At 41.2% G+C, this 14,025-nt stretch carries 7 protein-coding genes and 1 tRNA gene; 5 read left to right on the top strand and 3 right to left on the bottom strand.

The annotated features are described in order from the left end of the window. The first annotated feature begins 4 nt into the window (after positions 1-4). The 4 genes from CJF29_RS10645 (at position 5) to CJF29_RS10630 (ending at position 6,611) form a co-directional block, all read left to right on the top strand. Entirely contained in the window at positions 5-1,459 is a 1,455-nt protein-coding gene (locus tag CJF29_RS10645; protein ID WP_099145800.1) for a hypothetical protein, read from the top strand. Positions 1,460-1,523: 64 nt separating this feature from the next. Further along, the gene (locus tag CJF29_RS10640; protein WP_099145801.1) at positions 1,524-2,738 is read left to right on the top strand and encodes a glycosyltransferase family 2 protein; all 1,215 of its coding nucleotides are present in this window, start codon (positions 1,524-1,526) and stop codon (positions 2,736-2,738) included. A 72-nt stretch (positions 2,739-2,810) separates the two neighbouring features. After that, positions 2,811-5,468 carry an ATP-binding protein gene (locus CJF29_RS10635; RefSeq protein ID WP_099145802.1) on the top strand — a complete coding sequence of 886 codons (2,658 nt, stop codon included), beginning with the start codon at positions 2,811-2,813 and terminating at the stop codon, positions 5,466-5,468. 45 nt (positions 5,469-5,513) lie between these two features. After that, positions 5,514-6,611: an endonuclease/exonuclease/phosphatase family protein gene (locus CJF29_RS10630; RefSeq protein ID WP_074557158.1), complete on the top strand. Its 1,098-nt coding sequence runs from the start codon at positions 5,514-5,516 to the stop codon at positions 6,609-6,611. Positions 6,612-6,658: 47 nt separating this feature from the next. On the opposite strand, the gene CJF29_RS10625 is transcribed toward CJF29_RS10630, so the two are convergent. Further along, entirely contained in the window at positions 6,659-9,904 is a 3,246-nt protein-coding gene (locus tag CJF29_RS10625; RefSeq protein WP_099145803.1) for a TonB-dependent receptor domain-containing protein, read from the bottom strand. A 216-nt stretch (positions 9,905-10,120) separates the two neighbouring features. Next, complete coding sequence (ettA, locus tag CJF29_RS10620; protein ID WP_099145804.1) at positions 10,121-11,812, bottom strand: energy-dependent translational throttle protein EttA; 1,692 nt, start codon at positions 11,810-11,812, stop codon at positions 10,121-10,123. 121 nt (positions 11,813-11,933) lie between these two features. On the opposite strand from ettA, the gene CJF29_RS10615 reads away from it, so the two are divergent. Then, positions 11,934-12,006, top strand: a tRNA-Lys gene (locus CJF29_RS10615). 73 nt (positions 12,007-12,079) lie between these two features. Here the strand turns inward: CJF29_RS10615 and CJF29_RS10610 are convergent. Then, positions 12,080-13,951, bottom strand: coding sequence for a PAS domain-containing sensor histidine kinase (locus CJF29_RS10610; RefSeq protein WP_099145805.1), 1,872 nt, complete (start codon positions 13,949-13,951; stop codon positions 12,080-12,082). Positions 13,952-14,025 lie beyond the last annotated feature (74 nt).

Here is a 14,025-nt window from a genome sequence, read left to right as displayed (position 1 = left end):
AGGTATGCGGAGCGTAAAGACTATTAATAAAATTATCGTTTTCATATTATGCACAATAAACATAGGTTGCATAAAGGAGAAGAATCTTTATGATGACGAACTTGCAGAAAAAGAGGTCATCAGCGATCCGGAATTTTTCTATCCATTTATAAATGAACCTATCGATCATACAGCCGAGATTACAATTCGAGTAAAAGAAGGAGTGCAGCTGCCAATTCAGCCAACAGCTGTAATTCCACGACTTAAATATAATAAATCGTGGTTATTTATGCTCACACAGGATGACTGTAAGCATGCTGCTTTCTGCTATACTTGGGCGGCCATTCATGGAAAGCCATTATCCAAAAAGTCATTCTATGATCTAGCTCATCTGCAAAGGAATGAACTCCCTTCTGATTACTACTACCTTGGAAAAACTCTGGGAAGCACAGATGGGGCAGGTAATGAAGTCCGATTCTCATTTGGCACAACTCTTTCTCCTGAAGAATCATGGATGGATAAAACGACAACTATAAATAAAAAAAACTATGGTTTTAACGGACAAAAAGGGCTGGTGTGGGGAAATGTCAAAGAAATGCTGAACTTTGGCGTAGGTATTGCTTTTCATGATGTAATGGTGACAGATGTATACGACCCGGAAGATATTTTATCACATTACAAAATAGCACAAGACATTATCCTTGATCGTTTGAAAGGACGAGGATGCAAAATGCTGGCAGAACCTAACGGAAATAAAACTTATGTGGAAGCCGCGCGTGACTATCCCATCATCAAAACTCTTACAGCGCAAGCGGGGGCTGTAAAACTATATCCATTCAAATTGAAAGGAGATCTTGAAAAGGTGTTGATTGAAAGAGTTTTCTACGAACCACGCCCTGAAAGCGGACTGACAACCATGGATGTGATAAAACCTGTCGTTCTTGAGGAACTTAGGTATGATAGACAAGAACGGACAGCCATCTCTATCGGTGTTCATAGCACAGATACCGGATGGATAGATCTCTTTGAATGGCTCAACGACACCTACGGACAGGATGGTGACGACTCAATGTGGTTCACCAGTCAGGAGGAATATTATGAATATAATTACTATCAGGTACATGGTACAACGGAGGTGAACTATGAGGATGAGCACACGATCAAACTGATAGTTCATTTACCCGGGCAGGAGTATTTCTATTATCCCTCTGTTACAGTCAATTTATCCGGTGTCAAGAAGGAAGATATCAAACAAATATCATCCAATGATGAAGTAACCGGTTTATCTTATGCAAACTACGGAAACGGTATCATGCTAAATATCGACTGCCGGAAATACCTGGCGGAACACGCCGAGAATTTCGTGAAACGATATGAAGCGAATCCGACAAATGCTTCTGCCAAAGCGGACGCAAACTACTTTGTGAATATGCTGAAAGATTCGGATAAAAAGACGGAGTTGAAGAAACGAGCTGAATAAAATGAAATAAGAGGCTAATAAGAGCTGAATGTAAACGATACAAGAAAAATAAACAAATATAGCTATGAACGAAACCATTACCCCTTGTCTTGAAATTATTTTCTGGCTTGCCCTGTTCGTTGTGTTCTACACCTATTTGGGCTACGGAATTGTGCTTTACGTTCTTGTCAAGTTGAAAGAGCTTTTCGTGAAACCTGTGAAGCGTTCGTTGCCGGCATCGGACGCAGACCTGCCGGAAGTTACCCTCTTCATTACGGCATTCAACGAAGAAGATGTTGTAGACGAAAAGATGGAGAACAGTCTTGAACTGGACTACCCTGCGGACAAACTGCATATCGTATGGGTGACGGACGGAAGCGATGACGGTACGAACGAACGATTGCAGACGCGTTGGCAGGGGAAAGCGACCGTACACTTCCAACCCCTACGACAGAGTAAGACGGCTGCAATGACACGTGGAATGACGTTGGTGGACACTCCGCTCGTCGTCTTTACGGACGCCAACACCATGGTAAACCGGGAGGCAATACGGGAAATCGTACTTGCTTTCCAAGACCCGAAAGTGGGCTGCGTGGCCGGCGAAAAACGGATCGCCGTACAGACCAAAGATGGAGCCGCTGCCGGTGGTGAAGGTATTTACTGGAAATACGAATCAACCCTGAAAGCACTTGACGCCCACCTCTACTCTGCTGTAGGAGCAGCAGGCGAACTGTTTGCCGTGCGTCGTGAACTATTCGAAGCAATGGAACCGGACACGTTGCTCGATGATTTTATTCTTTCGCTCCGGATCACCATGAAAGGTTACACCATTGCTTATTGCACCAATGCTTACGCCATCGAAAGCGGTTCGGCAGATATGCGCGAAGAAGAAAAGCGGAAAGTGCGCATCGCTGCCGGAGGATTGCAGTCCATCTGGCGACTTCGTCCGTTACTGAATCCTTTCCGCTACGGGATACTTAGCTTTCAATATACGTCTCACCGGGTATTGCGGTGGTCTATTACTCCGTTCCTGTTGTTTGCTCTCTTCCCGCTGAATATTGCGATTCTGCTGTTGGGCGGTTCCGCGATATTCTACGGAGTGCTGCTTGCCATGCAGGTTCTTTTTTACGGATTGGGATATTGGGGATATTATCTATCCACCAAACAGATAAAAAACAAGTTGCTTTTTATCCCCTATTATTTCTTATTTATGAATGTCAATGTGCTGAAAGGCATCCGCTATCTCAAGAAGAAAAAAGGAAGCGGAGCTTGGGAAAAGGCAAAACGCGCTGAAAAGTAAGAACAAACGCTATTATCTTTTGTTATCCTTAATTATAAGACATAAGTCTCTATCATCTAATAAAAAACAGACATGAACAGAATATTACATGATGCGAATAACGCACAAAGAATATTGAAACTGACGGCAGATACAATGCTATTGGTTGACAGGCACGGAGTCTGCGTAGACATTGAGCCTCATTGTGATCTATGGTTTCTGCAAGAGGATATACTTTTAGGAAAAAATATATTTGAGCTTTTACCAGAATATACGAGAGAGAGGGTGATGCCCATCTTCCAGATTGTACTCGAAGAACAAAGAAGCATCAGCAAGAACTTCAAGTTGGTGCTGAAAGGCGAAACTTTTTACTTCAAATGCCTCATGTTCCCTTATGACGGTATGGTGCTTTGCCAATATCGCGACATCACGCAAAGAAGCAACGTAAAAAGACAGTTGGAACAGGCAAATCTCACCCTGCGGGCTATCCAAAAGGTAGCCCAGATAGGACAATGGACGTACAATACGAAACAGAATATTTTTCATTATCTTGGATATACCGGTGTTTTGTGCGAGGAAAATGTGCAAAACCTTGCCATTGAGAAATATGTGGAACTGATTGTAGAAGAAGACCGTCAGAGTTTTATGGAATGGTGTCGGGTGAACGAAAAAGAACTCAACATGGAAAGCATCAGCTACCGTGTCCGCCTGAACGGAGAAATCTTCTATATGCGTATCCAGACTTATCTGCGTGAACAGCGCTCCGACGGTAGTTTCAACATCGAAGGCTATATCCAGAACATCACAGACATACAGCATCGCAGAAATGACATCAATACACTGACTCATGCCATCAACAACGCCAAAGAAAGTATCTTTGCCGCCAGACCCGATGGTACGATCATCTTCGCCAATCGTCGTTTCCTGCACAATCACGGTATTCCCGAAAGTGAGGATATCAGTCAGTTGAAAATCTACAATGTCGCCGCAGATATACCTACGCAAGAGGCTTGGGACGAACGTTGTAAAGATGTCATACACGGTGGCAGCAGCAACTTTGTGGCTCATCATCCATCGAAAATCAATAAAGGTATATTGGCTTACGAAGGTACGATGTACAACGTCACCAATGACTCCGGAGAAGAAAGTTACTGGTCGTTTGCTCATGATATTTCCGAGAGGATTCGATACGAAGCCCAAATCAAACGGCTCAATCAAATCATGGATACGACAATCAATAATCTCCCTGCCGGGATTGTAGTGAAGGAAATCAACAATGATTTCCGGTACATTTATCGAAATCAGGAGGCTTATAACCGCGATCTTTACAAGAACGATCCTGTCGGTAAGAATGACTTCGATTTCTATCCGCCTACCGTGGCCGAGAAGAAGAGACAGGAGGATATTCAAGTGGCCACCAGCGGAAAAGGTATGCACTGGACGGTGGAAGGAAAGGATCGGAACGGAAACCTGATTATCCTTGACAAGCGGAAAATCCGGGTGGATGGGGACGAACTGTCTTCGCCTATCATCGTCACCATCGAATGGGATGTCACGGAACTGGAAATGATGAAGCGGGAGCTACTGTCTGCGAAGGAAAAAGCAGAAATGTCTGATAGTTTGAAATCGGCTTTCCTTGCCAATATGAGCCATGAGATACGTACTCCGCTGAATGCTATTGTGGGGTTCTCGCATCTCATTGCCGAAAGTGATGATGCGGAAGAACGAAAGACGTACTACAACATCGTAAACGCGAACAACGAGCGTCTTTTGCAACTCATCAATGAGATTCTCGATCTCTCGAAGATTGAATCGGGGACTATTGAGTTTTCTTTCGGACCTGCCAGTCTACATAATCTCTGCCGGGAAGTGCACGATGCTCATATATTCCGTACTCCGCAGGGAGTAAGCCTTGTCTATGAGTCTTCGGACGAGAGTCTGATGATTGAGACGGACAAGAATCGGGTATTCCAGGTGATTTCGAATCTGATTGGGAATGCTGTTAAGTTTACGAAAGAAGGAAGTATCAGTTATGGTTATAAGCTGGTGGATAACCAGATTGTTTTCCACGTAACGGATACCGGAACAGGAATTGAGCCGGAGAAAGTGGGTCTTGTGTTCGAACGTTTTACCAAGCTAAACAATCATGCACAGGGCACTGGGTTGGGATTATCTATCTGTAAGTCTATCGTTGAACGGCTCGGGGGCAAGATTTCCGTCAGCTCCGAATTTGGTAAGGGAACGACGTTTACATTTACTTTGCCATACACGATTGCAAATCCTGCAAATGTGGATTCTTCAAAGAAAGAGAATGGTGAAGGAAACATCGCTGGAATAGCATCTGCCGGAAAAACTGCTGATTCGAGTGTTGACAATTCTGCAAATACACGGCATGCCTGTATTTTGGTTGCCGAAGATACGGACAGCAATTTCGACTTATTGGAGGCCATTCTAGGTAAAGAACATCGGCTTATACGTGCGCATGACGGAATGGAAGCTGTCACGATGTTCGATGAGGTGAAACCGGATCTTATCTTGATGGATATCAAGATGCCGAATCTGGACGGACTGGAAGCTACAAAAATCATCCGTGAACTGTCTGCCACTGTTCCTATTATTGCTCAAAGTGCCTTTGCATACGAACAGGACCGGAAAGCGGCTGAAGAAGCGGGGTGCAATGATTTTATAGCTAAACCAATAGCGGATGATAAGTTGAAAGCAATGATTCATAAATGGTTGCTTCCTTCGTAGAGAGCTTAATCCCTCATGATATAACCAGCAAATAATTTAGATTAAATGAAAGCCTTTTACAGACTGTTTTATTACATATCCATCGTGCTGACCAGTATTTTGGCAGGAGTTACCATTGCGGGTGCTTTCGTAGGCAATGCCGCACCGGATAGTTTCAAATTTATGCCTTTCATCGGTTTGGTACTACCGATACTTTTATTGGCTAATCTTGCTTCTGCTATCTACTGGACGATTCGTTGGCGGTGCTGGGTTTTCATCCCTCTGATTGCTATATTCAGCAATTGGGGGTATATGAGCTGTGTATTACAATCGCCTTTTTTCAGTCCGGCTTCGTCACCGATGGTTAAAATGAATGTATATACTCCGGGGGTGTTGACGGTTGCTACTTACAACGTCGATGCCTTTAACCACGAGCATACCGGCTACTCATGCAAGGAGATTGCTTCTTACATGAGAAACCTGCAAGCAGATATTCTCTGTTTTCAAGAATTTGGCATAAACGATGAGTTTGGCATCGATAGTATATCCGCAGCTCTTTCTAATTGGCCGTATCATTATATTCCTTCTTCGCCCGAAGGGAAAAATCTGTTGCAACTGGCTGTTTTCAGCCGTTATCCTATCAAGGAGGAGCATCTTATCATCTATCCTGATTCGAAAAATTGCAGTCTTGCATGTGATATTGAAATCAATGGTCGCACCATCCGCCTGTTCAACAATCATCTCCAAACAACGGAAGTAAGCCAGAACAAGCGCAAACTGGAAAAGGGACTTCGTACGGATGATTCCCAAAGAGTGGAACATGCTACCCTGGGACTTATCGACGGCTTACATGAGAATTTCCGGAAACGGGCCGTACAAGCTGATCTTCTCAAGCAACTGATAGCCGCCTCCCCCTATCCTACTCTAGTCTGCGGTGACTTTAACTCTCTGCCGTCTTCGTATGTTTATCACACTGTAAAAGGTGATAAGTTGCAGGATGGCTTTCAAACGAGCGGACATGGGTATATGTATACTTTCAAGTACTTCAAGCATCTGTTGAGAATCGACTATATTCTCCATTCACCGGAACTGAATAGCACGGATTACTTCTCGCCGGATCTTAATTATAGCGACCATAATCCGGTGGTGATGAGGATGAAATAAAAAAGATGCTCCGTTTATTGAACGAAGCATCTTTTTATATAAATATTCTAGAATGTAAACTTAACGCCTAACTGCATCTGCCATGCACTACCTGTAGAAGCAGTATAATCCCATTTAGAATTTTTCTGGAACACCTCGCGAGAAGATGCATTCATCTGATAAGTAAGAGGTTCTCCTACCTTACTTGCTGTTTTTAACAACCTTACATTATCATAACTCTGCAAACCGCAAGAGCGATAAGCCCCCCACTTCGAATTTAATAAGTTACCAATATTCAACATATCAAGACTTACTTGAATACCGTACTTACGGCTACCAATCTTAGCATAAAAATCCTGTGCTATCTTCATGTCAAAACGGTGAATCCACGGTTCTAAAGAAGAAGCACGTTCTACATACTGCCCCTTGTGATCATTCAAATAAGAGTCATTATTTACATAGTTCCAAAAATCTTCTTGTTGGTCTACCGCCGAATAAGTCACATTATTTTGTTTATCTTTAATATCCACAAATGTCATTTCTTCTTTAGAAGCAGGCACATACATCAAATCGGAATAGTTTCCGTCACCGTTCATATCATTAGAATAGGTATAAGAAAAACGTCCTTGTTGGTAACCTGTATAGAACAAAGAAACAGTCGTTTTCATATTCGCATAAGCAACTTCATAAGAAGCATTAGCTATCAAACGATGCGGGGTAGAAAATAAAGAATAAGAGACACCCGGATCATTCAATGAATTAACTGCAACATTATTCTGCCATACTGAAGCCGCCGATGAACCTGGATTTGCCGTCATATCTTTAGCCATTGTATAAGTGTACCCAAATGAACCTGTAAAGCCAAAATCAAATTTCTTCGTTAATACTGCATTAAAAGAATATTGATAACCTTTTTCATCCCCATTAGTCAACTGTATAACGGTTTTCGTCTTAGGATTGTCATAGTAATTATTCTTAGTCCAATATACACGTCCCGGTTGTTCATTATAGGTTCCAGAAGGGGCCTTTTCGTTCATATTCTTCTGAACAACATTATATATATCACGTGTATACATAGCACCAACAGAAAGCATAAATCCATAAGGTAACTGAAACTCTGCATTTACATTACTACGCCAAACTTGAGGCATTTTAAAATTCGGATCCACATAAGCTATAGCACCGGGGACCTCATTTCCCGGAGTTGATGGAAACTTATCCGGATTTTGGGTAAGAGTTTCTTTATAATTTGGATTAAAAGCAAAGTTTGCCGGTAATTCCGAAGTCTCAAATTCGACCATATTTTGCATCTGACCTGCATTTGTCGGTTGGTTAGTGAACCATACAAATGGTAATAACCCTGTAAACAAGCCTGTACCTCCAGTCAAAACAATAGAACGGTCACCTTTTATATCCCAATTAAATCCTAAACGAGGAGATATTAACAATTTACTTTTCGGCCATTCGGATACGTCAACATTCGTTCCATTAAATGACTGTTCTTTGATAGCCGCATTCCCTAACAAATCATCAAAATATAACGGTAAATCAAAGCGTAATCCATATGTCAATTTTAAATTAGGTGTAATAGAATATTCATCTTGTGCATAAGCTCCCAACATACCAAATGTCAGTTCAGCTCCCGGAGCGTCTTTTCCATTATATCCATAAGTAATGCCATACAGCATCGGTTTTTCTCCCGTCATAAAATCTTTTATTGAAGCATAACGATAATATCCATAAGGAGCACGTAAATATGAATTCATGAAATACTGTCTTTCAAATGTTGCACCGGCAGTTATCAAATGGTTTCCTTTATTAATAGTTACATTGTCAGTAACACTAAATACATTATTCTCGACATCATTAAAAGGAGTAAACAATTCTGTACCCAATGTCATATACTGCTTACCGTCCTTGTAAATATCAACCATTGGAAACGCATCTCCCTTAGTTGTACGAGAATCTCGGATATGGGTATAAGTCACTAATAATTTGTTTTGTACTGAAGAAGAAAAATTGCTATTCAACTCACCGGAAAGAGACGTTACAATATTTCTAAAACCATAGTTGGAATTTCCAAATGCAAATGCATCAACCCCATAACGGTTTGAATTAGCTTTAGTGATTACCGAAGAGGTTGAACTAATACTAGCATCATTTTCTGATTTCACTGTGTTAAAACGTAATGACAGTTTATGACTTTTATTAATATTCCAATCCAAACGAGCCATAAGCTTCCAATTTTTACTCTCGAAATCATCAAATTTATCATAACTTCCCGGATCATATCCATATTTATCCTTTACAAAATCACTTATTGTCTTCAAATCCTCTATCCAAGTTCTAGAAATATGATTTTGATTATCCCCACTTCCAACTTCTTCTTGACTAGGAGTCCACAAAATACCAGGGCTAGTACTATTTTCTAATTCTCCATTTACAAAAAAGAATAGTTTATTTTTTATTATCGGAGCTCCTAATGTAAAGCCATACAAACTGGATTTATAACTTTCCACATTAGGAACGTCAACATCGTTAATAGATTTTCCTATAAAATTCTTTGGTTTCTGATATGTATAAACTGTTCCCTTTAATTCGTTTGTACCACTCTTGGTTACAGCATTAATAGAAGCTCCCGTAAAATTGGAATACGTAACACTATAAGGAGAAACATTAACGCTAATTTCATCAATTGCATCAAGTGAAATAGGCTGCGCATCTCCACCCGGCAAATTATTAGTACTCAAACCAAAATTATTGTTCAAAGCTGCACCATCCACAGTTATTGTATTATAACGTCCATCACGTCCGGCAAAAGAATTACTGCCACCCGCATAAGGAGAAAGTTTAGTAAAGTCAGTAATACTACGATTAATAGTAGGCAATGTCGTTAACTGACGCTCACTCACATTCGTTACAGTCCCCATCTTCTCTACTGTTTTCTGTGCTGTTACTATAACTTCATCCAATAATTCAGAACTTTCCTTTAAAACTACATTTAAAGTGTATACTTCTCCTAACGATAAATTTACACCTTTATAAATAGCAGTCTGATAACCAACATAAGAAACTTCAACTTTGTAAGGACCACCGGTACGCATACCTTGCAAATTAAATTGACCACTGATATTAGTCACTGTACCATAACGTGTACCTGACGGCTCGTGGATTGCAACCACAGTCGCTCCAATGATAGGTTCATCTTGTGCTGTAACCTTACCACTCATACTAGAAGTGGTAACCTGCGCACTAACGGTAGCAATGACCATGAGCATCACCGCCACTAAAAAAGATCGCATTCTCTTTAACATAAATGTAGTTGATTAGTTAATATAAATTGTTTGCTTTTAAAAACTGTGCACAAATATAATTAATAATATTTAGAACTACATTACGATTATACTACAATTTTTTAAGAGAGATAAACGTTTCACTACCTTATAAAATGATAAAGGCTCTACAATATTTGCAGAGCCTTTTATTTTGAAACAGAAAGCATTAGAAATGCTTCAATCTATTACTTTATACTAGTCAGTCATTAACTTTCTATAACGAACACGCTTCGGCTCTTCATTTCCCAAACGTTTCATTTTGTTTTCTTCGTATTCTGAATAAGAACCTTCAAAGTAGAATACATTGGAGTCTCCTTCAAAAGCAAGGATATGTGTACAGATACGGTCGAGGAACCAACGGTCGTGCGAGATAACTACTGCACAGCCGGCGAAATCTTCCAAACCTTCTTCCAAAGCACGTAGTGTGTTTACGTCGATATCATTGGTAGGCTCATCGAGCAACAGTACATTGCCTTCTTCTTTCAAAGCCATCGCCAAGTGTAAACGGTTTCTTTCACCACCGGACAGTACACCGCAAAGTTTTTCCTGATCGCCTCCGGAGAAATTGAAACGGGAAAGGTATGCACGCGCATTGATGTCACGTCCTCCCATGCGGATCAACTCATTGCCACCGGAAATTACTTGGTAAACACTCTTATTCGGATCAATATCTCTGTGTTGCTGGTCTACATACGCCACCTTTACAGTCTCTCCTACTTCAAACTCTCCTTTATCTACTGTCTCCAATCCCATAATCAGACGGAACAGTGTCGTTTTTCCCGCACCATTGGGACCGATCACACCAACAATACCATTAGGAGGAAGCATAAAGTTCAAATTGTCAAACAATAGTTTATCGCCGTATGCTTTGGCCACCTGTTTCGCTTCAATGACTTTATTACCCAGACGCGGACCATTCGGAATAAAGATTTCAAGTTTCTCTTCTTTCTCCTTCACGTCCTCATTCAGCAACTTGTCATAAGAGTTAAGACGTGCCTTACCCTTTGCCTGACGGGCTTTCGGAGCCATGCGCACCCATTCCAACTCACGTTCCAGTGTTTTGCGACGTTTACTGACGGTCTTTTCTTCCATTTCCATGCGTTTTGTCTTCTGTTCCAGCCAGGAAGAGTAGTTACCTTTCCAGGGAATACCTTCACCACGGTCTAGTTCGAGAATCCATCCGGCAACATGATCGAGGAAGTAACGGTCGTGCGTCACGGCAATAACCGTACCTTCATATTGCTGAAGATGTTGTTCCAACCAGTCGATAGATTCTGCATCCAAGTGGTTGGTAGGTTCGTCCAGCAAGAGCACATCCGGTTTCTGCAACAACAAACGACATAAAGCTACCCGACGACGTTCACCTCCGGACAGGTTTTCTACCGGCTGATCTTCAGGCGGACAACGGAGAGCATCCATCGCACGCTCCAGTTTGCTATCCAGATTCCATGCATCAGTCGCATCAATGATATCTTGCAGTTCACCCTGACGGGCAAAAAGAGCATCCATCTTATCCTGATCCTCATAGTACTCCGGTAAACCGAACTTCTGATTGATTTCTTCGTATTCTGTCAGTGCGTCAACAATGGGTTGCACGCCTTCCATTACTACTTCTTTTACTGTCTTTGTGTTGTCTAAATAAGGTTCCTGTGCCAAGTAACCCACGGAATATCCCGGAGAGAACACCACTTCTCCCTGATAGGATTTCTCCAAACCGGCGATGATCTTCAATAACGTTGATTTACCGGAACCGTTCAAACCGATAATACCGATTTTCGCTCCATAGAAAAACGACAGGTAAATGTCTTTCAGCACATTCTTATTAGGAGTGAAAGCTTTGCTCACTCCTACCATTGAGAAGATAATTTTTTTATCGTCAGCAGCCATAATGTATGATTATATATTGTTGATAATGGCACAAAGATAAGAAAAATGTTTGAATTCTTTTGGAGTTATAAAAAAATGTTCTACCTTTGCACCCGCATTCGAAAGAAAGCACTGTAGGATTGATTCGCTAGCTCAGCAGGTAGAGCACAACACTTTTAATGTTGGGGTCCTGGGTTCGAGCCCCAGGCGGATCACAAAACATAAAATTAATCCCTTGATAATCAGTCGTTATCAAGGGATTTTTCTTTTAATGTTCTTCACATATACTTATTCAACAAGCATAGAGCGACACGGTAATTCGATTATAAAAGTAGTACCTATCCCCAGTTGGGAATCGACTAATATCCGCCCGTTCATCTTCTCGACGATCAATTTGCAGATAGGTAAGCCCAGACCGGCCCCTTGAGCAAAGGAATCCAACTTTTCAAACCTTTCGAATATCTTTTCAAGCATATTCTGTGGGATGCCCCGACCGGTATCTTTAACACCGATTCTGACAGATTGGTGATCTACCTCATAGAAGACTTCCACGTGTCCGGTGGTAGTGTTCTTTAAGGCATTCGAAAGGAAATTACTCAAGATCTGTTTGATACGCAATTTGTCCAGTTCTACCAGAGAATCATGTGCCGGATAGTTAGTCAGAAGTTCAACGCCGGATGGTACTTGATGAGCATACTCCGCTACACTCTCGTCAAGAAGCTCGGTAAGGTTAACCCAGTCCGGACGCAATTCCAGATAACCGGATTCTATTTTAGAAAGATCAATTACATCATTAATCAGATTTAATAATAGTTTGTTGTTATGTCCAATCAGAGAATTATATAGTTCCTTTTCCGCTGCACTTTCCGTACTAGTCAACAGGCTTGAAAAGCCGACAATAGCATTTAAAGGAGTACGGATTTCGTGACTCATATTAGCCAGGAAAGCAGACTTTAACCGATCGGACGCTTCAGCTTTATCACGTGCCTTGACAAGCATTTCTTCTGTCCTTTTCAGTTCTGTGATATCATAATTGATGCTGATAATTTCGATAATCCGGTCCTGCGGGGCATATTTCTTTACTAACAGATTGACATGCGTCCATGTGTATGTGCCATCCTCCCTAAGGACACGCATCTCTTTGCTAAGTTGGGTAGTAAGTCCCTTTCGTGCGTCGTCCAAAAACCGAATCAACAAGGCACGGTCATCGGGATGGAAATGCCGGTACGTACCAAAGATGTCGGACAACGGAGTTTCATCCGCTTCACCCACATTTCTGTACCAGCTTTTTTGGGCATAGCCGTGTCCACTCAAAATATTGAAATGAGCATAACCGACCTTGGCATAATCACCGACCAATTCAAAAAACTCCTCAAACTCCTGAATCTTATTATAGGCTACCGTTGTTTCTGTCTTATCCGCATTAATCAATAGATAGTTTATTGGCTGATGCTCACTATTATATAATGTAGTCACTTTAGTCATCAGATCAATCGTACCCTGTTTTTGGGTATTCTGATAATACGATCCAACCTTCGAGAAGTCATAACGGAAAGTAAAGTCGGCATCTTCATTTTTCTTCAGCCGTTCTTTCATTTCTTTCGGAAAAATAGGATTATCAAAAATATTGATACCCAATACATCTTCTTTCTTCTCTATATGAAACATTTCTAATTCCTTATCGTTCAAATCCACCAATACCCCATCCATATCGTATAATTCGATACCAATAGGCAAACACTTGAAAATGTTAGATAAGAGACGCTCACTGTATTGCAAAGCTTGGTAAGCAGATGCCATATCAGGACCATCTTGCACTTCAGATATACCATAAATGACTTCGTTTCCGTCTTCATCCGTTTCTTGAAAGCATACCTTGCTACGTACCCAAACAGCTCCTTTCACCGTATCAAGCAAATACACCACCTCCGGTCGTTGATACACACCATAAGAATGAACTGTTGTAGAAAGTTGTTCCTCTTTCTGAATACGTTTATTGAAATCTTCAAAACTAATAACTCCGGTCTGATCCAGACCTAATAACTCTACTATAAAGTCAGAACATTCATAATTCGCAGTTGATAAATTGGCTTTCCACCACCCCATATTAGCGTTAGCCATCAACTGCGAGAAAAAGGTAAAATCTTGTAGTCTATTCATAACGCTATTTATCATTTTATTATTTTTCGGGCGCAAAAATACAGATTGGTAACAAATCTAACTTTCAGAAAGAC

The organism is Bacteroides celer (assembly GCF_002632415.2).
GTDB lineage: Bacteria > Bacteroidota > Bacteroidia > Bacteroidales > Bacteroidaceae > Bacteroides.
This window is presented reverse-complemented; position numbering and strand designations above follow the sequence as displayed.